Annotated in this window: 19 protein-coding genes; 5 read left to right on the forward strand and 14 right to left on the reverse strand. The window is 61.7% G+C overall.

From position 1 onward, the window contains the following. Positions 1 to 34 precede the first annotated feature (34 nt). Positions 35 to 1177, reverse strand: coding sequence for a 4-phosphoerythronate dehydrogenase PdxB (gene pdxB, locus LOY31_RS19980; RefSeq protein WP_258712117.1), 1143 nt, complete (start codon positions 1175 to 1177; stop codon positions 35 to 37). Between the two features lie 179 nt (positions 1178 to 1356). Here pdxB and LOY31_RS19985 point away from each other — a divergent pair, with 179 nt between their 5' ends. Continuing rightward, positions 1357 to 2766 (forward strand): MATE family efflux transporter, encoded by a 1410-nt coding sequence (locus LOY31_RS19985; protein ID WP_258712118.1) that lies wholly within the window; start codon positions 1357 to 1359, stop codon positions 2764 to 2766. Between the two features lie 49 nt (positions 2767 to 2815). Here the strand turns inward: LOY31_RS19985 and tusA are convergent, their stop codons facing one another. Both tusA and rlmM read right to left on the reverse strand, forming a co-directional pair. Continuing rightward, positions 2816 to 3067 (reverse strand): sulfurtransferase TusA, encoded by a 252-nt coding sequence (gene tusA, locus LOY31_RS19990; protein ID WP_007953079.1) that lies wholly within the window; start codon positions 3065 to 3067, stop codon positions 2816 to 2818. Between the two features lie 65 nt (positions 3068 to 3132). Then, entirely contained in the window at positions 3133 to 4206 is a 1074-nt protein-coding gene (gene rlmM, locus LOY31_RS19995; RefSeq protein ID WP_085608200.1) for a 23S rRNA (cytidine(2498)-2'-O)-methyltransferase RlmM, read from the reverse strand. 222 nt (positions 4207 to 4428) lie between these two features. Between rlmM and acnA the strand changes: the two genes are divergently transcribed. After that, positions 4429 to 7170, forward strand: a complete 2742-nt coding sequence (gene acnA / locus LOY31_RS20000; RefSeq protein WP_258712119.1) for an aconitate hydratase AcnA — start codon at positions 4429 to 4431, stop codon at positions 7168 to 7170. Positions 7171 to 7459: 289 nt separating this feature from the next. On the opposite strand, the gene LOY31_RS20005 is transcribed toward acnA, so the two are convergent. Beyond that, entirely contained in the window at positions 7460 to 8275 is an 816-nt protein-coding gene (locus tag LOY31_RS20005) for an aminoglycoside phosphotransferase family protein (RefSeq protein ID WP_258712120.1), read from the reverse strand. Then, positions 8268 to 8756 (reverse strand): SRPBCC family protein, encoded by a 489-nt coding sequence (locus LOY31_RS20010; RefSeq protein ID WP_007953087.1) that lies wholly within the window; start codon positions 8754 to 8756, stop codon positions 8268 to 8270. Before LOY31_RS20010 ends, LOY31_RS20005 begins: the two co-directional genes overlap by 8 nt. A 196-nt stretch (positions 8757 to 8952) precedes the next feature. On the opposite strand from LOY31_RS20010, the gene LOY31_RS20015 reads away from it, so the two are divergent. Continuing rightward, positions 8953 to 9870: an ADP-ribosylglycohydrolase family protein gene (locus tag LOY31_RS20015; protein ID WP_221533861.1), complete on the forward strand. Its 918-nt coding sequence runs from the start codon at positions 8953 to 8955 to the stop codon at positions 9868 to 9870. 58 nt (positions 9871 to 9928) lie between these two features. Beyond that, on the forward strand, positions 9929 to 10333 hold the full coding sequence (locus tag LOY31_RS20020) for a lysozyme inhibitor LprI family protein (protein WP_085608197.1): 405 nt from the start codon (positions 9929 to 9931) through the stop codon (positions 10331 to 10333). A 122-nt stretch (positions 10334 to 10455) separates the two neighbouring features. Here LOY31_RS20020 and peaD read toward each other — a convergent pair whose 3' ends face one another. The 5 genes from peaD to LOY31_RS20045 form a co-directional block, all read right to left on the reverse strand. Continuing rightward, positions 10456 to 11577, reverse strand: coding sequence for a quinohemoprotein amine dehydrogenase subunit beta (peaD, locus tag LOY31_RS20025; RefSeq protein ID WP_085608196.1), 1122 nt, complete (start codon positions 11575 to 11577; stop codon positions 10456 to 10458). Between the two features lie 23 nt (positions 11578 to 11600). Then, entirely contained in the window at positions 11601 to 11924 is a 324-nt protein-coding gene (gene qhpC, locus LOY31_RS20030) for a quinohemoprotein amine dehydrogenase subunit gamma (RefSeq protein ID WP_008016081.1), read from the reverse strand. Position 11925: 1 nt separating this feature from the next. Beyond that, on the reverse strand, positions 11926 to 13356 hold the full coding sequence (peaB, locus tag LOY31_RS20035; RefSeq protein ID WP_085608195.1) for a quinohemoprotein amine dehydrogenase maturation protein: 1431 nt from the start codon (positions 13354 to 13356) through the stop codon (positions 11926 to 11928). A 94-nt stretch (positions 13357 to 13450) separates the two neighbouring features. Further along, the gene (gene peaA / locus LOY31_RS20040; RefSeq protein WP_085608194.1) at positions 13451 to 15031 is read right to left on the reverse strand and encodes a quinohemoprotein amine dehydrogenase subunit alpha; all 1581 of its coding nucleotides are present in this window, start codon (positions 15029 to 15031) and stop codon (positions 13451 to 13453) included. Between the two features lie 603 nt (positions 15032 to 15634). Beyond that, positions 15635 to 15832, reverse strand: coding sequence for a hypothetical protein (locus tag LOY31_RS20045; RefSeq protein WP_007953098.1), 198 nt, complete (start codon positions 15830 to 15832; stop codon positions 15635 to 15637). A gap of 356 nt (positions 15833 to 16188) precedes the next feature. Between LOY31_RS20045 and LOY31_RS20050 the strand changes: the two genes are divergently transcribed. Beyond that, entirely contained in the window at positions 16189 to 17679 is a 1491-nt protein-coding gene (locus LOY31_RS20050) for an aldehyde dehydrogenase (protein WP_085608192.1), read from the forward strand. A gap of 16 nt (positions 17680 to 17695) precedes the next feature. Here LOY31_RS20050 and LOY31_RS20055 read toward each other — a convergent pair whose 3' ends face one another. The 4 genes from LOY31_RS20055 to LOY31_RS20070 are packed head-to-tail and all read right to left on the reverse strand — an operon-like array spanning position 17696 to position 23277. Beyond that, complete coding sequence (locus LOY31_RS20055; protein ID WP_258712121.1) at positions 17696 to 18991, reverse strand: FAD-dependent monooxygenase; 1296 nt, start codon at positions 18989 to 18991, stop codon at positions 17696 to 17698. Beyond that, positions 18988 to 19665 (reverse strand): S8 family serine peptidase, encoded by a 678-nt coding sequence (locus LOY31_RS20060; protein ID WP_085608190.1) that lies wholly within the window; start codon positions 19663 to 19665, stop codon positions 18988 to 18990. The genes LOY31_RS20055 and LOY31_RS20060 overlap by 4 nt, the downstream gene beginning before the upstream one ends. Then, positions 19655 to 21373 carry an ABC transporter ATP-binding protein gene (locus tag LOY31_RS20065; protein ID WP_085608189.1) on the reverse strand — a complete coding sequence of 573 codons (1719 nt, stop codon included), beginning with the start codon at positions 21371 to 21373 and terminating at the stop codon, positions 19655 to 19657. Before LOY31_RS20065 ends, LOY31_RS20060 begins: the two co-directional genes overlap by 11 nt. Then, positions 21373 to 23277 carry a sigma-54-dependent Fis family transcriptional regulator gene (locus LOY31_RS20070; RefSeq protein WP_085608188.1) on the reverse strand — a complete coding sequence of 635 codons (1905 nt, stop codon included), beginning with the start codon at positions 23275 to 23277 and terminating at the stop codon, positions 21373 to 21375. Before LOY31_RS20070 ends, LOY31_RS20065 begins: the two co-directional genes overlap by 1 nt. Positions 23278 to 23349 lie beyond the last annotated feature (72 nt).

A 23349-nucleotide genomic window follows, 5' to 3' on the forward strand; every position in this document is an offset into this window, starting at 1 on the left:
GGCCCATAGAGGCCGGGTTTTTTCTGCCTGCGGTTTATACAGCCAAAGCGCCCAACGCGGTCACGATCTGGCGCAGGGCCGGCGAATCGCCTTCGATCCGCACCTTCAAGCCTTCGATCTCGCGTCGCGACGGATACTGTTTGCGTAGTAGATCAAACGCGGCACGTTGCTCACCGACACTGCCCAGCAGCGTGCGACGGAAATCCGCGTCATCCCGGCGCGGGTCGTACACGCCACGGCACAACATCGCCAGCGCCCAGGCCGGATCGCTGTCGGCATGCAGGGAAACTTCCGACAACCATGGTGCCGGCAGCAGATCACCGAGCTGAATGCTGGCGGGCTCACCGATAAATTCGCAGTACGCCTGATAGATCTGCGCGGTGCCGCGCTGTTTGCCATCGAGGCTGTAACCGGCAATGTGCGGCGTCGCCAGCACACAGAGCTCGGCCAGCGCCACATCGACTTGCGGTTCGGCTTCCCAGACATCGAGCACCGCTTGCAGGTCTTCACGCTCCAGCAGCACTTCGCGCAACGCGGTGTTATCCAACACCGGACCACGAGCCGCGTTGATCAACCAGGCGCCGGGCTTGAGCTGCTGCAAACGCTGCTCGTCGAACAGGTGCCAGGTCGCGCCGTCGCCGCTGCGGGTCAGCGGGGTGTGCAGGCTGATCACGTCGCACTGCGCGATGATCTGCTCCAGGCTGACATAGTCGCCGCCCTCGGCCGCCTGACGTGGCGGATCGCAGACTTTCACGTTCCAGCCCAGGCCTTTGAGCACCTTGATCAGGCGACCGCCGACTTCACCGGCGCCGATCACACCGTAAGTACGTTCACGCAGATCGACGCCTTCGATTTCGGCCAGGGTCATCAGGCTGCCGAGCACGTAATCGACCACGCCCCGGGCATTGCAGCCGGGCGCGCTGGACCAGGTGATGCCGGCCTCGTTGAAGTAATCGAGATCCAGATGATCGGTGCCGATGGTGCAGGTGCCGACAAAACGCACCTTGCTGCCTTCGAGCAGTGCGCGGTTGACGTTGGTCACCGAGCGCACCAGCAACACGTCGGCCTGTTCGACCGTGGCCCGGTCGATGGAACGGCCCGGCACCCGGCGGATCTCGCCGAAACCGGCAAAAAAGGCATCGAGCAGCGGGATATTTTCGTCGGCAACAATCAGCATGGCGGGGCTCCTTGGGCGGATCGGCAGTGTAGGCGCTGGGACTGCGATGAGCCAGCAGGCTGTGATTTCTTGATGGGACGCGGCGATTACAAATCCGCAACAGAGGATTTTTCCTGACCATAACGTCAGCGGCGTAGAATGCCCGGCCTTGCGCATCAACCCCTGTGGACGCTTTGCCTGTGAATTCCGTGACTGACCGCCCTGCTGCCGTTTCCCTCAACCGCCCTGCCCGGGTTCGCCTGGAGCTGAAGAATCTGCTCGGCCTGGCCCTGCCGATCATGATCGCGCAGCTGGCAACCACCGCCATGGGCTTCGTCGATGCGGTGATGGCCGGGCGCGTCGGGCCCAAGGATCTGGCGGCCGTGGCGCTGGGCAACTCGATCTGGGTGCCGGTGTTCCTGCTGATGACCGGCACCCTGCTGGCCACCACGCCGAAAGTCGCCCAACGCTTCGGCGCCGGCACCCACAGCGAAATCGGCCCGATCGTCCGTCAGGCCCTGTGGCTGGCTCTGGTAGTCGGACTGATGGCGACCACCATGCTGATCAGCGCCGAACCGATCCTGCATCTGATGAAAGTCGATCCGGAACTGATCGGACCGTGCATGCAGTACCTGCACGGCATCGCCAGCGGTCTGACGGCGGTGGCCTTCTACCATGTGCTGCGCTGCACCAGTGACGGCCTCGGTCGCACGCGCCCGGCGATGGTGCTGGGCCTGTGCGGTCTGGCGCTGAACATTCCGCTGAACTACGTGTTCATTTATGGCCACTTTGGCGTGCCTGCGATGGGCGGCGTCGGCTGCGGGTGGGCCACGGCCATCGTGATGTGGGTGATGGCGCTGGGTCTGGCCAGTTATGAGCGCTGGGCGCCGGCCTACAAGTCGAGCGAACTGTTCAGCCGTTTCGACTGGCCGCAATGGGCGGTGATCAAGCGTTTGCTGGCCATCGGTCTGCCGATCGGCATCGCGGTGTTTGCCGAGTCGAGCATCTTCGCGGTGATCGCGCTGCTGATCGGCAGCCTCGGCGCCACGGTCGTTGCCGGGCACCAGATCGCGCTGAACGTCAGCTCGCTGGTGTTCATGATTCCGTACTCGCTGGGCATGGCCGTGACCGTACGCGTCGGCCAGGCTTTGGGCCGTGAAGAACCCCGTGAAGCACGTTTCGCCGCAGGTGTCGGCATGGGCACTGCGCTGGCTTACGCCTGCCTGTCGGCGAGCATGATGCTGCTGATGCGCGAACACATTGCGGCGATCTACACGTCGGATCCGATGGTGATTCACATCGCGGCGATGCTGATCGTGTACTCGGCGCTGTTCCAGTTCTCCGACGCGATCCAGGTCACCGCCGCCGGCGCCCTGCGCGGTTATCAGGACACCCGGGTGACGATGATCCTGACCCTGTTCGCCTATTGGGGCATCGGCCTGCCGGTGGGTTACGCCCTCGGCCTGACCGACTGGCTCGGCGAGCCACGCGGTCCGAGCGGCTTGTGGGAAGGCCTGATCGTCGGCCTCAGCTGCGCGGCGCTGATGCTGTCGATCCGCCTGACGCGCAGTGCACGCAAACGCATTCGCATCAGCCGTTCGATGGGCTGACCGGCCATAAAAAAAGACCTGCACATGCAGGTCTTTTTTTGCCTCCCGATCACCCGGATTTCTTGCGGATCCAGTACAGATAGGTCCCGGCTTCTTCGTGCTGCCCCACCAGTTCATGGTCGAGAAACACGCAGAACTTGGGGATGTCGCGGCGGGTCGACGGGTCGGTGGCGATCACCTTGAGCAGGCCGCCGGGCACCAGGTCACGGATGTGCTGGTGCAGCATCATCACCGGCTCCGGGCAGTTGAGGCCCGTGGCATCGAGGGTGCCGTCGACCGGCGTATCAATCATTTCACTCATGATTCACTCCTGAAACTGGCCGGCATTGTCGCCCAATGCCGGGTGTTCGGTCACCTGTCGCGCGCTCAGCGGGCTTTGGTTTTCTTCACGTCATGGCGGCGCAAATGGCAGGTCACTTCCTCGCGGTCGTGGTAAAGCTGCTTGCAGCCGATGTCGACCTTGATCCCACGGGCCTTGAAACCGTCGGCGATGCGTTCGAGCAAGCGCTTCACTTCGGCGTAACGCTGCTTCATCGGCAGCTTGAGGTTGACCACCGCTTCCCGGCAATGGCCCTCGCCGATCCACTCTTCGAGCATCGCAGCGTTGCGCGCCGGTTTCTCGACGATGTCGCAGACCATCCAGTCCACCGGTTGCTTGGGTTTGAAGGTGAAACCGTCAGCCATCAAGTGCTGCACCAAACCGGTGTCCATCAGGCTTTCGGCCATCGGGCCGTTGTCGATGGCGGTGACCAGCATGCCGCGATTGACCAGTTGCCAGGTCCAGCCGCCCGGCGCCGCGCCGAGGTCGACGCCGGTCATGTCGCTGTGCAGGCGATCTTCCCACTGATCGCGGGGGATGAAGTGGTGCCAGGCCTCTTCCAGCTTCAGGGTCGAACGGCTCGGCGCCTCGCGCGGGAACTTCAGGCGCGGAATGCCCATCGGCCACATCGCCGAGTTACCGGCGTCGGCCAGACCGAGGAACACCTCACGGCCGCTCTTGAACGTCAGCAACAGACGTGGCTTGCTGGCGTCCTCCACCAGTTTGCCGGCGCCGGTCAGGGCCTTGCGCAGCGGGCCTTCGAACTTCTTGCAGAAGTTCGACAGTTCCTTGCCGTCGTTGGTGTCGACGACTTCCAGCCACAGGCTGCCACAGACCGGGAATTCGGCCATGTTCGCGAGAATCACGCTGATGCGGTCGTTTTCCGGCAGATCGATGAAAAACCCGCGCGCCCACTGGCGCGGGAAGATCAGCTCGGCGAAACGCTGACCGCGCATCAGGCGCTCGGCACCGTCTTCTTCGGTGCAGACAAACTCGGCGCAAGCGGTGGCCGGTTTGGCCTTGGCGTAGCCGGCCACGTTCAGTTGAGCGGCGAGGGCGGAAATCTCCGAGCAGACTTCGCCTTCGAAGCCTGGCCGGCAATGCATGAATAGGGTGTTCATTCTTACTCCTGGGCAGAGGGCGATCATTCATCCCCTGCGCGATGCCCAGACCCTGCGTTGAAGCAAAGCCTGTCACGAAAACCGGCGCATGATAGCCCATGTCGGAACCTTGGTTCTGTCCATAGAGTCCAGTTATTAGCCAGCTACCTAAAACAGGGCTAGGTTTAAAGCTCTATTCGTCCCCTCTATCCGTAGCCGTGCGGATTCAAAGGAGTGATCGTAATGCCGTCCCTCGATAGTCTGAACACCCTTAAAACCCTGAAAATAGACGACAAGACTTATCACTATTTCAGCTTGCCGGATGCCGCCAAGACCTTGGGCGATCTCGACAAGCTGCCGATGTCGCTGAAAGTCCTGCTGGAAAACCTGCTGCGCTGGGAAGACGAAAAAACCGTCACCGGCGCTGACCTCAAAGCAATTGCCGCGTGGCTCAAGGAGCGCCGCTCCGACCGCGAAATCCAGTACCGCCCTGCCCGCGTGCTGATGCAGGACTTTACCGGCGTCCCCGCCGTGGTCGATCTGGCCGCGATGCGCGCCGCCATGGCCAAGGCCGGCGGTGATCCGCAACGAATCAACCCGCTGTCGCCGGTGGATCTGGTGATCGACCACTCGGTGATGGTCGACAAGTTCGCCAGCGCCAGCGCCTTCGAACAGAACGTCGACATCGAAATGCAGCGCAACGGCGAACGCTACGCCTTCCTGCGCTGGGGCCAGAGCGCCTTCGACAACTTCAGCGTGGTGCCGCCGGGCACCGGGATCTGCCACCAGGTCAACCTCGAATACCTCGGCCGCACCGTGTGGACCAAGGACGAAGACGGCCGCACCTATGCCTTCCCTGACACGCTGGTCGGCACCGACTCCCACACCACCATGATCAACGGCCTCGGCGTACTCGGCTGGGGCGTCGGTGGGATCGAGGCGGAAGCGGCGATGCTCGGGCAACCGGTGTCGATGCTGATTCCGGAAGTGATCGGTTTCAAACTCACCGGCAAGCTCAAGGAAGGCATCACCGCCACCGACCTGGTGCTGACCGTGACCCAGATGCTGCGCAAGAAAGGCGTGGTCGGCAAATTCGTCGAGTTCTATGGCGACGGTCTCGCCGACCTGCCGCTGGCCGACCGCGCAACCATCGCCAACATGGCCCCGGAATATGGCGCGACCTGCGGCTTTTTCCCGGTGGATGACGTGACTCTCGACTACCTGCGCCTGTCCGGCCGTCCGCCTGAAGTGGTGAAACTGGTCGAGGCTTACACCAAGGCTCAGGGCCTGTGGCGCCTGCCCGGTCAGGAACCGGTGTTTACCGACAGCCTGGCGCTGGACATGGGCAGCGTCGAAGCCAGCCTCGCCGGGCCGAAACGTCCGCAGGACCGTGTCTCGCTGCCGAACGTCGGCCAGGCGTTCAGTGACTTCCTCGACCTACAATTCAAACCCACCAGCAAAGAAGAAGGACGTCTGGAAAGCGAAGGCGGTGGCGGTGTCGCGGTGGGCAACGCCGATCTGGTCGGCGAAACAGATTACGAGTACGACGGCCACACCTATCGTCTGAAAAACGGCGCGGTGGTGATTGCCGCAATCACCTCTTGCACCAACACCTCCAATCCGAGCGTGATGATGGCTGCCGGCCTGCTGGCGAAAAAAGCCGTGGAAAAGGGCCTGACCCGCAAGCCGTGGGTGAAGAGTTCGCTGGCTCCGGGTTCAAAAGTCGTCACCGATTACTACAAAGCCGCCGGGCTGACGCAGTACCTCGATCAGCTCGGTTTTTCACTGGTCGGTTATGGTTGCACCACCTGCATCGGCAACTCCGGCCCGCTGCCGGAACCGATCGAAAAAGCCATCCAGAAAGCCGACCTCACCGTGGCTTCGGTGCTGTCCGGCAACCGCAACTTTGAAGGCCGGGTGCATCCGCTGGTGAAAACCAACTGGCTGGCCTCGCCGCCGCTGGTTGTCGCTTACGCCCTGGCTGGCAGTGTGCGCACCGATATCAGCAGCGAGCCGCTGGGCAACGACCAACAGGGCAATCCGGTTTACCTGCGTGACATCTGGCCGAGCAGCAAGGAAATCGCCGATGCGGTGAATCAGGTCAACACCGCCATGTTCCATAAGGAATACGCTGAAGTGTTCGCCGGTGACGAACAGTGGCAAGCCATCGAAGTGCCGCAAGCCGCGACCTACGTCTGGCAGGCGGATTCGACCTACATCCAGCATCCGCCGTTCTTCGACGACATTGCCGGGCCTTTGCCGGTGATCGCCGATGTGAAAGGTGCGCGAGTACTGGCACTGTTGGGCGACTCGGTGACCACCGACCACATCTCCCCCGCCGGCAATATCAAGGCCGACAGCCCGGCCGGGCGTTACCTGCGCGAGCAAGGCGTCGAGCCACGGGACTTCAACTCCTACGGTTCACGCCGGGGCAACCACGAAGTGATGATGCGCGGCACTTTCGCCAACATCCGTATCCGCAACGAAATGCTGGGCGGCGAAGAAGGTGGCAACACGATCTACATTCCGACCGGCGAGAAACTGGCAATCTACAACGCGGCCATGCGTTATCAAGCCTCGGGCACGCCGCTGGTGGTGATTGCCGGCCAAGAATACGGCACCGGTTCCAGCCGCGACTGGGCGGCCAAGGGCACCAACCTGCTGGGGGTGAAAGCGGTGATCGCCGAAAGCTTCGAGCGGATCCACCGCTCCAACCTGGTGGGCATGGGCGTGTTGCCGTTGCAGTTCAAGCTGGATCAGAACCGCAAGAGTCTGAACCTCACCGGCAAGGAAACCCTGGATATTCAGGGGCTGAGCGGTGTCGAGCTGACGCCACGGATGAACCTGACGCTGGTCATCACCCGTGAAAACGGGCACCAGGAGAAAATCGAAGTGCTGTGCCGCATCGACACTTTGAACGAGGTCGAGTACTTCAAGTCCGGGGGTATCCTGCATTACGTGTTGCGCCAGTTGATCGCCTCGTAAAACCTGCAGATGCAGAAACACCGCCAATCGGCGGTGTTTCTGTTTGGGCACGGCACTTTTCTGCGGACGAAAAAAAACCCGCCGAAGCGGGTTTTTCCCAAGACCATTATCGACTCCCTGTCGGCAGCGATCCTTGCTAATGGTCGATCATCCGTGATCCTGAAACACTCCCTGTGCTTCAGTTGATGGGGCTAGATTACGCTGTGGATCCAATCGGCAATAGTCGAAATAGCTACCATCGCGTGTAAGACATTCGCCATAGCGGGCCTTCCGAAAACCCTTAGACGTGTCAGGCTTCGAGCGCAGAAGCCGCCAGTTGCGCAACTTTCAGCTGTCCCTTTGCCGCAGTTTGCTCGTCATCTTCCAGAAACCATGCGGCAGACAGTCCGGCGAACGCCAGCACCCATTGCAGCAGACGCTTTCGCTCGATTCCCGCTGCTTCGCAGATCACGTCGACTTGTCGCCGAAAGCGCTCAGGGTCGTTGGCCGTTGGCAATTCCGGGTTGCAGATCAGGTTGGCATAGTCGTAACCGCGCTCGCCCCGCACCCGCTTGGGGTCGATGGCCAGCCAGCCCCGTGAGCCAAAATCGAGGACATTGTCGTGGTGCATGTCGCCGTGCAGCACCACCTCGTCCTGCGGTTCGGCGAGCAAGGCCTGGGCGGTTTGCAGGCATTCGGCGTATTGGCCGCCGTATCGGGCTGCGGCCACTCGTAATGAAGCAAACCACGGCGCCAGTTCCACCAACGGCGGTGGCGGCGTCGGTCGCGGTGCGTGCAGGCGCGCCAGCGCTCGGCACATGATCCGTGTGGCTTCGTCGTCTTCACCGTTGAGCGCCATGTGCATCAGCGAACGCTGGCCCATCGCCCGCTCCAGCAACAAGCCTTCTTCGTGATGCGCGAGCACCCGGGCGGCACCGTCGCCGTCCCACCAGGTCATCAGCAGGTTGCCGTACTTTTCTTCGTCGTCCACCGCGACTTTCAGCATCGCCGGTGCATCGCACTGACGCACCGGCAACAGGCGGCTGCCCGGGGTGATGATCGGCTTGCCGTCCGGCGCCAGCGCCCAGCGTTCCAGCCACGGCGTGAACAGGTCGAGATCAGCCACCTTCACGCTCGCGGGCCCGGTCGCTCTCCGTGAGGAAGTGCTCAAGTCGACTCAACTGTTCTTCCCAGCCCCGACTGTCCATGTAGTACGCCTCCTTCTGGCGCACGTCGGGAATGTGCGCAAAACCTGACTCGGAGACTTTCAGCAGCGTGCCGTTCTCGTAGTCCTGCAGTTCGAATTTGACCAGGGTGGTCGGTTCCTGGGAATAGTCGATTTTCGGGTTCACCGCGTACGGGTGCCAGCGGAAGGAGAACAGCTGCTGCGGCTCGACCCGTTCCACCAGCACGTTCCAGAGCACATGTTCATAACCGGGGTACGTCACCTGCCCCTGCGTCCATTCACCCGCGATAAACCGCCGGCCCTCCAGCGCAACGCCGAACCACTGGCCGAACGCCTCGGCATCGACCAGGGCGCGCCAGACATGGGAGCGCGGCGACCTGAGCATGATTTTACGTTCAAAGCTGTTGGGTACTGGTTTCATACGTCACCTCCTGTTTTGAACAGTAGGCTTGTATGACCACATGTCCAATCCGAAGTTGTATCAATCCAGTGCAACGGTCGGCTCTGATTGAAATATCCGGCAGTATTTTGCGGCGTCGGTTCGTCAGAATGCGCACGGATCAGCGCTGCGAAACTGATAACGTTCGCAGCGAACTGAACGACACAAGGACGTCATCATGCAGCTCTCTCTCCCCGAACGTTACCGTGGCGCCCTGCTCGGCCTGGCCTGCGGCGATGCCGTGGGAACCACCGTCGAATTCCAGCCGCGCGGCAGCTTCCAGCCCCTGACCGACATGGTTGGTGGCGGGCCGTTTCGCCTGAAGCCCGGTCAATGGACCGACGACACCTCGATGGCGTTGTGCCTGGCGGAAAGTCTGCTGAACAAAAACGGCTTCGATGCCGCTGACCAGATGGGCCGCTACCTGAACTGGTGGCAATGGGGTTATCTGAGTTCGACCGGCGAATGTTTCGATGTCGGCATGACCGTGAGTCAGGCGCTGGATCGCTACCAACACACCGGAGAGCCGTTTGCCGGCTCTACTGACCCGCACAGTGCCGGCAATGGCTCGTTGATGCGACTGGTGCCCGTGGTTCTGTTTTATTTCCCCGATGCCCGGCAAATCAGGCGATTCGCCGCCGACAGTTCTCGCACCACGCACGCGGCCCCCGAGGCCATCGAATGCTGCCGGTTATTTGCCGAACTGCTCTGCAAGGCCCTGGAAGGTGCATCGAAATCGGAACTGCGCACCCTGCCGCCAACAGCCTTCAGCCAGCCCAAGGTGGCGGCAATTGCCCGGGGCGAGTACCTGCACAAGACCGAGCGCGACATTCGCGGCAGTGGTTACTGCGTCGAATCCCTGGAAGCGGCGTTATGGTGCTTCCAGCACACCGACAGTTTTGCCGCGGCCGTCCTGCAAGCGGCGAATCTGGGCGATGACGCGGACACCACAGCTGCCATCGTCGGCCAGTTGGCCGGCGCCCATTACGGCGTGCAGGGAATCCCGTCCGGATGGCTGGAAAAACTGCATGACGGAGAGGAAATTGCCGCGACAGCAGAGCGGTTGCTCAACGCATCGAGACAGCACAAACCCTGATGGCGCCGTGAAGTCGCTAAACTGCCCGGCACGTTCATTCATCAAAGCGAGATGACTCATGTCCCCACGTCTGCTTCTGGCCCTGACACCCTTTCTTTTCACTTCTATTGCTCACGCTGCCGTGGACTGCGCCAATGCCAGCGATCAGGCGACGATGAATCAGTGCGCCGCGCAGGAAAACAAAGCGGCGGACAAGGAGTTGAACACGGTTTATCAGCAGATTACCGCCCGGTTGAAGGACAACCCTGATGGCAAAAAACTGCTGGTGAGCGCGCAACGTGCGTGGATCGGGTTTCGCGATGCCGAGTGCAAGTTTTCGGCATCCGGCGTGGCAGGCGGGAGTGTTTATCCGTTGATCTACAACAATTGCATCGCCTCGGTGACAAAGACGCGAACCGAGGCGCTCAAGCAATATTTGAAATGTGAGGAAGGTGACATGAGCTGCCCGGTGCCCGGGGCCTGATTTTTCCGAGCCTTTGAAGGCCTGATCGCGAGCAGGCTCGCTCCCACATTGGTTTTGTGCCGTTCACAAATTCCCTGTGGGAGCGAGCTTGCTCGCGAAGGCGTCATCCCTGACGCCGCTAATTACCGAACAAAAATCTGCGCCGTGGTAATCGCCATATCCCCACCCGGCAATTTGATGCTGCCAGTCTGTTTCATGGTCTCGGCATCAAAGATCGCCACGTCGTTGAAGGTCCCGGCCAAATAGATCTTGCTCCCTTCCTTGTTGAACGAAATGCAGTAGTAGGAATGGTCCAGTGTCGCCGCCTGAATCAGCTTCTTCTGCTTGATGTCGTACTTGGCCAGACGATTGAGCACACCGAACATCAGGTTCGGATCCTTCGGCGAGCGCATGCCGCTGAAGTAGATCTCGGTCAGCGGGCCGAAATCGGTGGTTTCGGTCTTGCCGGTTTTCAGATCGACGCTGAACAAGCCGTACAGGTATTCAGCGGTGGCCGGGTCCTGCTTCTTGTCCTTGAACTTGGCGGCGGTGTACAGCAGAGAGAAATCGTGGCGGTAAGTCTGCTGGTTCCACACGTAAAGCACGTCCGGCGCGCTGTAGTTCGGGCGTTTCCAGTGACGGCTGGGGATCAGCACGTCGAACTTGCCGCTCTTCACATCGACCTTGTACACATCAGCACCGGCCACATACAGCGTGCCGTCATCGCCGCTCTGCATGATCGTCAACTGCCGTGGCGCCGGGAAGCTGCGCACCGGTTTGGCGTCCATCCCGGCGTCGGTGGCGTACACGTCCAGACGCGGCTGTTTGACCTCGTATCGGTCATTGAGCATCTGGGTCGGGTTGGCGATGGTGTACAGCTCCTTGCCGTCATGGCTGACGGTGAAGGCGAACATCGACCGCGCCTTTTCCCCCGGCTGCTGGGTGATGCTGGCGTGGAACACCTGCTTGCAACTGTCCAGTTCGACACCATAGACATCGGCGTAATGGTTGTTCAGCACATACGCGGTCTTGCGATCCGGCGAAAGCTGTACGGTGCCGGGGCCGAAGGCGTCAGGCATCTTGCAGGACTTGTACAGGCTGTCGGTCGCCAGGTCGATGACGTGCAGGTTGTTCGGGTAGTTGGTGGTCAACATGTACTCGTGACCGTCTTGCAGCGCGGTGTTTTCATCGGCCAGAACCGGAAGCGAACAGGCGCTCAGAACCGCGAGTGCGGCAACACCGCAGGCTTTGTTGAGGCTAGGCATGCTGGAATCCTTTTTCTTGGGGATCACTTGTCTTTCGGGAAGACAGTGCCGAGGTTGCGCCAGTTGTCGTTGGACGCCTGGGCATCCTTGTTCCAGTCCGGGTAGGTGCTCATCATGTCCGGCACCTGGGCCGGCCACCAGCACGGGTCGGAGCAACCGTAGAGGTCAGCCTCCATCGGCTGGCACAGCGACGACACCCCGCCGAACGCATCGATTTCCCAACCTGGGTCGGTGGTCGAGGCGCAACCGGCAACGGAGCTCATCGCCACCACTTCTTCGATGCGGTTCTCGTCCGCGGCCTGATCCAGCTTCAACGCTTTGTTATTGATTGCCTTGAGATGTTTCATATCAGTGAGCCTTGCGCGGAGTGATGTAGCTGCTGATGAACGCAGGGTTGTTGGCCATGATCCGGGTGTAGACCTCGATGCCGAAGTCGACCCAGTCACGCATCAGTTCGCAGTAGTGATAAGTCGGGTGGGCCGGGTCGCCATAGCGGGCATAGCTCTCGTGGTAGCAGCCGCCGGAGCACAGGTTGCGGATCTGACAGTCATGACAACCGGTGTTGGTGCGATCCAGGCGCTGGGACAGGAAGTCGTTCAACTCGACCTGTTTAACGCCGCTGTGGACGTTGCCAAAGGTCGGCAGCGACGATCCGGTGAAGCGATGGCACAGGTTCAGTTCGCCCTTGTGATCGACCGCCAGCATCTTCAGTCCGGCGCCGCACGGCAGGGCCTTTTTATGGCCTTCGTGGATGTCGGTGATCAGTTGATGCAGGTTGGAGAAACCGATATTGCGGTGTTCCAGCGCGGCTTCCAGATAACGCCGACCGAGGCGTTTCATGCTGGCGAACACTTCGATCAACTCGTCAGTGGTCAGGTTAAAGCTGCTGATATCACCGGACGTCACCGGAGCAAATCCGACTTCGGCAAACCCCAATTCGTTAAACAGGTGATCCCAGATGGTTTCAACGTCGGTGACGCCGGTGGTCAGGGTCACCCGCGCGCCGACCGGACGGCTGTTGTAGCGCGACAGCAGCATTTCGGCCTTGCGCCGCACCACGTCATAAGTGCCCTGACCGCCCACGGTGATGCGATTACGGTCGTGCACGGTTTTCGGCCCGTCGATGCTCACTGACAGCCCAAAGCGGTGTGCATTCAGGTAGTCCACGGTTTCTTCGGTGAGCAGCGTGGCATTGGTGGTCATCACGAATTCGACGAACTTGCCGGCCTCGGCAAAACGCTTCTCGCAGTAATCGACCATGTACTCGATCAGCTTGCGATTGCTCAGCGGCTCGCCGCCGAAAAACACCACGGTGAACCGTTCTTCGTCGGGGGACTCACGCAGCAACATTTCCACCGAGGCGATGGCGGTTTCGACGTCCATCTTCTTGCCGGCGGACGGCTTGTCGAGGTCTTCCTTGTAGCAGTAGGTGCAGCTCAGGTTGCAGCCGGTGTTGACGTTGAGCACCACGGTGTTGATCGCCGTGCGCTCGACGCGTTTGACCGCGATGTCCGGCGTCAGCGGCGAGCCGTCGCTGACCAGTTCCAGCGAAATCAGCTCGCGCAGGGTCTCGTTGATTTCCTCGCCGTTGAACCGCGCGCCGAGGCGCTGGATCAGGTCTTCCGAGGAGCAACCGGGGCCGCGCAACGCATCGATGATGGTGCCGGTCAGTTCATCGCTGGCAAACAGCGAACTGCTGGGGATGTGGAACAGCATGCGGTCGGCGTCGACGTGCACTTCGTGCAGATTACGTTCGACCAGATTCAAGATAGCGCCCATTGCAAACCTCCTGTGCAAGCCCCGCTTGGGGGACTTGCGGTCATTCCGAAAAGTGTCTGAATCGCTGTCGCTCAGCTCAACTCACGTTTCAACATCAGGGAATGGGTGGATTGTTCCAGCGTTGTACGGTGACGATCAGGTGGCCTTCGCCGGTCAGGGATTTCCCTGCGTCGTCGACGGCGGCGATCACCTTGAGGTTGCCGGCATTGTTGGTGGACATCTTGCGTGCCGGATTCGGCCCGGCATCGCCCGGGGTGAACACGCCCGCGTCGGTCTGCATGGTACCGGCGAACTTGACGTCCTCGTCCTCTTTGGCACGCTCGTCGAAGGCTTCGACTTTCCATTGCGCCGGGAACACGCCGATGCGATACGGCTTGCCGCCCGCACCCTTGCCCCAGGCTTCGGCATCGAAGCGGCCCTGGACTTTCGGCGTCGAACCGCCGCCCTCGCCGATCCGTGCCACCGAGAATTCCGGCACCACTTTGACCGAGGCGATCTTGTTGTACACCGACAGATTCGGGCCTTTCAGGCTGCCGACGCTGACCGCGCGCAGACCCGGCTGGGCATTGGCTGCCGCTTTGACTTTGACCTTGATCCGGTCGGCGTTCTGCTCGACCACTTCGACCACGTCCACGCCTTTGCCGAAGTTCGGCTTGCCGCTCAGACCGCTGCCGATCAGCGTCACTTCGGTTTCGCTGCCTGCCTTCACATAACCTGGCTGCACCGCCAGCAAACGCTGCGAACCCTGTTTGGCGGCGACAAAGTCCAAACCGCGCTCATCGTGCTCGGCCTCGAACATCCGGCCCTGCATGGCGTTGCCTTGTGCGGCGAACACCTGACGCATGGTCACGCCATCGACGGTCACGTTGCCGCGCCATTCGTAGCCGCTGTAGAGGATCGCACTGCCATCGCCGTTGAACGGGCTGCCGTCGGCGTACTGACCTTTGACGGCGACCTTGAAGGTGTCACTGCCATCGGCGGTGACGCTCATGGTGCCGGCCAGTTCACCCTTGCCTGGCAAATGGCCGCTGAAGCTCCAGTCGCCCACCAGCGCCTCGGCTTTCGGTGCGGTTTTGATCCAGGACTGCCATGCCGGGTTATCCAGCGGATAACGCTTGGCCAGCAGCGGGACCATTTCCTTGCGGGCAATATCGAACCAGTCACGATCGCGGGACATGGCCTGATATTCCAGCGACGGCCACTGACCGAGGTGGAAATTCACCAGACGTTCCCATTCCTGAGCCGGACGCCGTTGCAGGGCGATCCGCGCGCCAGAGTGGCAACGGCCGCACATCTGCGCGGTTTTCTCGTCGAACTGCTCGACGGTGTTCAGCCGCCGTTCCAGTGCGTAACGCACGCCATCGGTTTCGCTGGGCGCCAGGCCCTGGGTGTCGGCGAGGTATTTGACCAGCGTGCGACGGTCGTCATCGCTGATCTGCAAACCGTGCATGGTCTGCATCCGGGCAATGCTCATCAGCCAGCCTTCCGGGGTCTTGCGTTGGTGGCTGATGCGGCTCAACTGGTCGCCGGTTTCAGGGGTGTGACAGCCCTGGCAGGTTTCCTTGAGGATGGTCTGGGCATCGCGGGCTGCCAGGCTGTACGGCGAATGCAGGGCCACGCAAGCGGCCACGGCCAGCAGGCTGGCGCTCATGCCTGATCGGAGTTTTCTCTTCATCAACGTCGAACCTCGCACGGTGCTTTCTTATTGTTGTGGCTTATCGTTTTTATGGTTTCTGCCGTTCGTGGCGATGCACGAACGGAGGCAAGCGAAACGTCTGCTGTGAGCAATACACGGAGCGTGCCAGCTTGCCGATAAGCTTTTCAATCAAGCAGTTACGTGAAGATCAAGGCGAAGTGGCGGTGCCGGCGGTGCTTGCCGGCGTCCAATTTCGCGACAGCTGTTGCAGTCTGAGACAAGCATAGTTGTTGCGGCATCAGCGACATTGCGTCGCGCGACAGATGACCCGGAGCTAACAGCATCCCCCATGAAAAACCTCCAGGAGAGTGACGCCTGCCGAACCCACACGAAAACAAGCCCCGCCAATGACGGGGCTCTTGTATTGGTTGTTGACCCGCGCCTAGCGAACGGAGTTGTCCGGGTGAACCTTGTAACGCCCACAATGGTTGCAAACCATCGAGCATTCACAGTGGGCGCCGGCCTTGGCTGCCAATGCCGCGGAATCACGCTGGGCCGCTTGAATTCGACGATCCCGGTGATACGCATACATGAGCAGCATACTGACGCCCATACACCACAGTCCCACAATTAAAGCCGCCATCATTTCCCCTCCATCATGGCAACACCGAATGAGGTAACGATTACGAAAAAACTGGTTGAAGCCATCCACGCACCTGCCCGAATCGTATCGACATCGGTCAAGTCGCCGATCAATAGCGCCGCAATCCCTGTCACCAGAAATCCAGTCCCCACGCCCATCGTAAAATTGGTTAGCCATCGAATGGTTAAGTTGTTCATCGACATCCCTGTGAAGACACTGACCCGCCAAATCCATGGCAGGAAAACCCTATACACCAAGCAACTTAGCTCGTACCTCATGCCTCCACCAGTCGGTAAAAACTGTCAGACGCGCGACTTTTCCTACACCTGAAACGGCCCGATTTCGCCAAGGCCCCGTGACAGCTGGATTGGCTTTGTAGGATGCGTATCCTGCATCTCAACGGGTGTCGCGTTTTGAGACAAATTCACCCTCATTGCCACTCAAACTCTTCCTCCTTCCGCCCGTGCAACCGGGCTGTGCGCCACCTTCGAGCATTTGGCACAACCATTGCGAAAGCCCCTCTCGACCCCATCGAACAACAAGAGGTTTCGCCATGCCCCTGCCTTATCTGCTCCCTGCCACTTCGGCCTTTATCCAGCGCCCGCCACGCATGCTGATCGGCGGCGACTGGGTCGAAGCCAACGACGGCCAGACCATGCCGCTGCACAATCCGGCCACCGGTGAAGTGCTGTGTGTGGTGCCTCGAGCCACGCCGGAAGATGTCGACAGCGCGGTGCTCGCCGCCCGGCAAGCCTTCGATGATTCAGCCTGGAGCCGCACCCGTCCGCGCGAGCGGCAGAACCTGCTGTGGAAACTCGCTGACCTGATGCAGCGTGACGCCGAACTGCTGGCGCAACTGGAATGCCTGAACAACGGCAAGAGCGCGGCGGTGGCGCAGGTAATGGACGTGCAACTGGCCATCGACTTCCTGCGCTACATGGCCGGTTGGGCGACCAAGATCGAAGGTTCCAGCGTCGACGTCTCTTTGCCGCTGATGCCCGGCGATCAGTTCCACAGTTTCATTCGCCGCGAGGCAGTCGGCGTGGTCGGCGCCATCGTCGCCTGGAACTTTCCGTTGCTGCTGGCCTGCTGGAAGCTCGGCCCGGCGCTGGCCACCGGTTGCACCGTGGTGCTCAAACCGGCCGACGAAACCCCACTGACCGCGCTGAAACTGGCGGAGCTGGTGCTGGAGGCGGGTTACCCGGAAGGCGTGTTCAACGTCGTCACCGGCACCGGCATCACCGCCGGATCCGCCCTGACTCACAACCCGCTGGTCGACAAACTGACCTTCACCGGCTCCACCGCCGTGGGCAAGCAAATCGGCAAGATCGCCATGGACTCGATGACCCGGGTCACCCTGGAACTGGGCGGCAAATCACCGACCATCGTCATGGCCGACGCCGACCTGAAAACCGCCGCGGCGGGTGCGGCCAGTGCGATTTTCTTCAACCAGGGCCAGGTCTGCTGCGCCGGTTCGCGGCTGTATGTGCAGCGCAAGCATTTCGACAATGTGGTGGCTGATATCAGCGATATCGCCAATGCGATGAAACTCGGCAACGGCCTCGACCCGAGCATCGATATGGGCCCGCTGATTTCCGCGCGCCAGCAGGAGCGGGTCTACAACTACATCGAAATGGGCCGGGAAAGCGGCGCGACCATCGCCTGCGGCGGTGAGCAGTTCGGGCCGGGGTTCTTCGTCAAGCCGACGGTGATTGTCGATGTCGATCAGCGGCATTCACTGGTGCAGGAAGAGATCTTCGGGCCGGTGCTGGTGGCGATTCCGTTCGATGACGAGGCCGATGCGCTGCGCATGGCCAATGACAGCCCTTACGGTTTGGGCGCGAGCATCTGGTCGAACGATCTGGCGGCGGTACACCGGATGATTCCGCGGATCAAGTCGGGATCGGTGTGGGTCAACTGCCACAGCGCGCTGGATCCGGCGTTGCCGTTTGGCGGCTACAAGATGTCCGGGGTCGGGCGCGAGATGGGGTATGCGGCGATCGAGCATTACACCGAGTTGAAGTCGGTGTTGATCAAGTTGTAATGACTGCGCTTGCGGCTCAGGGTTTGAAACCCTGAGCCAACAGCCACCCGCGAACGGCTCGCCCATGCTCAAGCGTCAATCCCGCCAACACCTGATCCGCCGGCTCATCGCGCAGCCGCCGCACCAGCGGAGCCAGCTCGACACCTTGCACATGCCAGATCCCCAGCGGTTGATCCGCCGTGATCACCACCTCGGCTTCATCGACAAAACCGTCACGCAACACCGGCATCCGCTCGATGCGCAACGCGGCAAAGTCCGCTTGCGCATGAGCCACTTCAGCATCTGGCCACTGCCGCCGCGCCTGCCAGAACGGCTGATCGAGCCAACGCTGTTCATCGGCATAAAAGTCTCGACCGATCCGCGCAAAACGCAGGAATAGTTGCTCCACACGCTGACGGTGAAAACGCTGGGCCAGCGCCGCTCGTTCCGGTTTGCGCAACAGCGTGTTGATCACCACCGGCGCCTGCAACGCCGAGGACAGCGACTGAAAAATCCCGTTGCCCGACAGCGGGTCCACCGCCATCGCCGCATCGCCCACGCGAATCCAGTTATGACCGCAGACCTGTGGCGCAAGAATCGCGGTGCTGCTGCGAGCGTGCAGTTGCAACTCGAATTCCTGCCCGCCAGCAAAGAACGCTTGGGCAAAATCCGAGGCCTGACGCCGCGCGCGGCTGTGATCGAGCAGTTGCGCCTTGCCCGGCAATTGGGCGCTGGCCACATCCACCGTCCACTGCCAATAACACTGGCCATCGTCCCGTCGGGCCATCCACGCCCAGCCGTCTTCAAGGCTTTCCACGGCGCTGGAAGTCACACCCGGCGCGCCTTGCCAGCGATTGAGCAGGCTGACCGTCTCCGGCCCGCGCAGACCTTTACCGGACGCCGGCGCCTGTCGCCCACGGGCCTCCACCAGAAAATCCGCCGTTAGCGTCTGACCGCCATCGAGTTCAACCCGATGCCCCTCCGCCGAGGAATGAACATTCAGGACTCGCCCTTCAATCACCTCGACCCCGGCCATCCGCAGATCTTCCCGCAAACCACGATCAAAGGCCGGGCGATCCAGCAGAAACTCGATGTTCTGCGCATGCTGCTGACCGTTCCACGCAACCTGCCTTTGGGACGGCAACGTGGCATTCGCCAACCCGTGATTCAACCCGGCACCACGCAACGCCTCCAATACCCGCTGCGACACGCCTTCGAGCGCCGCAAACCGCCGCCATTCGCTGACCAGCGTCACCGCGTAACCCAGTCGTCGCAGCCCCAATGCGACCGCCGCACCAGCCGGACCGGCACCGAGAATCAGGATCGAAGTCACGGATCGAAACGCCGTTCAGGGCCGCGATAACGAGCGTGCTGTTTCAGCCAGTCGATCACTTCGGCATTGCTCGCCTGCGGATGCTCCAGCAGATAGCCGGCAATATGCCCGCTCAACGCGGCACACCCCAGACTGGCCCCGGACTGCCCCGGATAAGTGCCGCGAACACACGCGGCAAAATCCGCCTGCGCACTGTCGAGCCATGACCATTGCTCATCGGTACAACGCGCATCGCCGGTCACCCGCAACACCTGCGAATAACTCGCCGGAAACACCGCCGCGCCCTGCGCCGGGCTCGATGCACACAGCAACACTCCATGGGCCACCGCCGCCGCGCAGGCCTCGCGCAACAGGCTGCGATCCTGGCGCAGGCCGAGGCTCAGATTGATCAGCCGCACGTCCTGCGCCACCAGCCAGTCGATGGCCGAGGCGATCTGCAAGGCGCTGGTAATGCCGCGCTGATCGAACACTTGGGCCACGCAAATCTGTGCGGCCGGTGCCCGACGGCTGATTGCTTCGATCACCGCGCTGCCATGCCCGAGGGGATCGTCGCGCAAATCGGATTCAGCCAGTCCATCCTCCAGCAACGAGAATCGCCGCCCGGCAATCACTTGCACTCGCTGCGCCGCCGAGTGCCCGCTGTCGACCACACCAATCCGCAATTCAGGCTTCATGCAGCACCGTTTTCGAAATGAGCACACCGTCGAGCAATTCAAAGCGCAGATCGGCATCGGCCAGGGTCGACGGACGATGGCTTATGAGGATCCGCGTGCGCCCGGCAAACAACCGGTCGATGGCTTCGATCACTTCGCGCTCGGTGGTTTCGTCGACGGCCGATGTAGCCTCGTCGAGCACCAGAATCAGCGGATCCTGCAACAGCGCCCGGGCAATCGCGATCCGCTGTTTCTGTCCGCCGGACAACTGCTGACCGCGCTCGCCCAATGGGCTGTCGAGGCCTTCGGATAACGACGCGATCAGGCTGTCGAGTTGCGCCAGCCGTGCGACTTCGGCGATGGCTTCGCGGCTGGCGTCCGGCACCGCGTAAGCCAGGTTGTCGGCGAGGCTGCCGCGAAACAGCACGATGTCCTGACTGACCACGGCGATGCGTCGGCGCAGTTCGAACAGTTCCAGTTCACGCAGGTCCACTTCGCCGAGCAACACCCGCCCGGACTGCGGATCGTGATGCCGTTGCAGCAGATCGATCAGCGTCGATTTGCCAACGCCGGAGCCGCCACTCAAGGCGACTTTCAAACCGTAGGGAATCGTCGCTTCGATCCCGCTCAACGTACTTGGGCGGCCCGGATGGCTGAAGTGCACCGCGTCGAAACGCAGCTCGCCCGAAGTCGGAAACGGTTTCGGCGTGACCGGTGAAAACACCGTGGGTTCTTCGCCACGCAACTCCATGACTCGCCCAAGACTGACGGTCATCCGCTGGATCGCCACGTACAACCCCAACAGGCTCTGCACCGGCCCGACCGCCATCCCCAGATAAGTGGAAAACGCGATCAGCGCGCCGAGTTGCCAGGTGCCCTGCACCACCCAATATCCGCCGATCAGAAACGCACAGGCGCGGGACAGCGAGGTCAACGTACCGGGCACGGCCTGAGTGAAAAACTCGGTGACTTGCAGGCGCAGCAACTGGTTCATGTAGCCCTGCCCGAGGCTTTCCAGACGTCGCGCTTCACGCTGTTGCTGGCCGGCGGACTGGATGAACTTCATCACCGGCAGGGTCTCGACCATGAACGACGACATGTCCGCCGAACGCTCGCGCAACTGCCGCACATCGCGCTCGACCTTGCGCCGCATCCAGCGCAGCCACAGCACGTCGAGCGGGATCAGCACCAGCGCCAGCAATGACAGTTTCCACGACAGCGTGAACAACATCGCGATCGCCACCACCAGGCCGATCACACTCGATACCGCCGAGAACAACGAGTCCACGGCAAAGCGCTGAATCTCCGCCACATCGCCGTCGAGCCGCGACATCAGATCGCCGATCCGCCGTTGGCCGTAGAAGCTTGGCGAGAGCTTCTGCAAATGCCGGTAAAGGTCATCGCGCAGGGCAAACAGAATCCGCCCGGACAGTCGCGTGTGCAGATAGCGGTTGATCCCCGACAACGCGGTGCCGAGCAGTCCCGCGATAATCATCAGCATCGCGATCATCACCAGAACCGGAAAATTGCGCGCCAGCAAGCCATCGTCGATCAACAGCTTGACCAGCCACGGCTGCACCAGCACCAGCAGCGACGCGCACACCGACAGACCGAGCAGGCCGGCAATGGCCAGACGCTGCGGCCGCACGAAACCGTATAGCCAACGCAACGACGCTTGCAGTGCGGCGGGGTTCTGGCTGTCGATCAGCCGCACGAACAGGCGCTGCATCACGAGCGCAACTGTTTGAGTTTGCGGTACAGAGTCGCGCGGCTGATGCCGAGGGCGTCGGCCGCGGCCGAGACATTGCCCTGATGGGTGTCGAGGGACTGGCGGATCATCTCCAGTTCGTTCTCGCGAATGCTGCCGGTCTGGGGTTTCTCGGTGACGGACAGTTCGTCGAGCATGCTGTCGGGCAGGTGATCGAGGGTCAGCACCGTTTCACCGGGTTCGCGCATGGCCAAAGCGGTGCGCAAGACCATTTCCAGTTGACGGATGTTGCCCGGCCAGTGATAAGCGCCGAGCAGGCGATTGAGGTCGTCGTGCAGCACGGCGTTCGGCGCGTCGAGTTTGCCCAGCAGCCGAGTGACCAGCGCGCTGAAATCATCACGCTCGCGCAGGGCCGGGAGCATCACGCTGATGCCGTTGACCCGGTAGAACAGATCCTCGCGAAATTGCTTGTCCTCGACCTGGCGCTTGAGGTCGCGGTGGGTGGCGCAGATCAGTGCGACGTCGATGTCCTGTTCTTCCCCGGCCCCCAGCGGCGCGACTTTTCGGTCCTGCAGAACGCGCAGCAAACGCGCCTGCAAGGCCAGCGGCATGTCGCCGATTTCATCGAGGAACAACGTGCCGCCGTGGGCCTGTTGCAAGCGTCCGATCATGCCGCCACGGCGCGATCCGGTAAACGCACCTTCACGGTAGCCGAACAGTTCCGATTCGATCAGGCCTTCGGGAATCGCCGCGCAGTTCACGGCCACAAAGGGTTTGTCGCTACGGCTGCCGGCCAGATGCAGGGCGCGGGCGATCACTTCTTTACCGGTGCCGGTTTCACCGAGCAGCAGCACCGGCAGCTCATTGGCCAGGCCTTGGCGAGCCATGCGCAGGGCGCGGGCGTAGCGAGCGTTGTTGCCGGCCAGGGCTTCCAGATCCGGTTGCGCCTTGGCGGTTTTCGCCACGCTGCGCGGCGGGCCGCCGAGGTTCACCGAACGCGCCGGGGCTCGCAGGGTTTTGTAGAAAAACTCGCCCTTGGCGGTCTGCACACTGCCGACGCCGCCCTGTTGCAGACGGGTCAGCAATTGCACGCCATCGACGCCGAGGAACTCTTCGCAACGCCGTCCGACCAGCGCCGAACGTTCGGCCCGCAGCAACTGGCAGGCCTGGGCGCTGACCGCCAGAATCTGCCCGCCGAGACTCACCGCCAGCAAGCCTTGCCATGGCGATTCCAGATACTGCCGGCGACTGTGGAAAGCGAGGACGATCTGATCGGGAAAACTGTTGTTGAACACCCGACTCTCGATCTGGCTGACCGCCATGCTCAGCAGCGCGGTGCTGTCATGGACGCGGCCAAGAGGGCCTTCGCGGGTCAGGTCGAGGACGCCGAGAATTTCGCCTTGGGGGCAATGGATCGGCACCGAGGTGCAGGAGAAGTCGGTGAGGCGGTCGAGGTAGTGTTCGCCGCAATCGATCAGGGTGGGCCGCGCTTCGACCAGCGCCGTGCCGAGGGCGTTGGTACCGCGAGCGGCTTCGCTCCAGCAAGCGCCGAGGGTGATGTCCTGCAGGCCGCTGCCCTTGAGCCGGTCGGCACGTCCCTCGACCGCAAGAATGGTGGCGTCGGAATTGGCGAGGATGATCAGGCCTTCCTTGCCCTGACGTTCGGCCAGGTAATCGATGGCCGGTATCGCCGCATCGATCAGCAGGCGATTGCTCGCCAGCAACACATCGAGACTCGCGCTCGACTCCAGCGCCAGCTCATGTTTGCCATTGAAATGCACGCCGTGGCTCAGGCTGCGCCGCCACGAAGCATCGATCTCCGCACGCAACACGCCATCCGGGACCTGCCCTTCGAGATGGAGTTTTTCCCGGGCCAGCCGGGCTTCGTGGTGAGACTTGGGATCGGTTGTTTTTATAAGAGTCATCAAGCGCTCCGGAGCGGTCCGCTTTGCGCTTTTTTACATCAGCGCCCTGACGCCAATGTTTACGTTAACGTC

This window comes from Pseudomonas sp. B21-021 (assembly GCF_024749205.1).
Classification (GTDB): domain Bacteria; phylum Pseudomonadota; class Gammaproteobacteria; order Pseudomonadales; family Pseudomonadaceae; genus Aquipseudomonas; species Aquipseudomonas paraglycinae.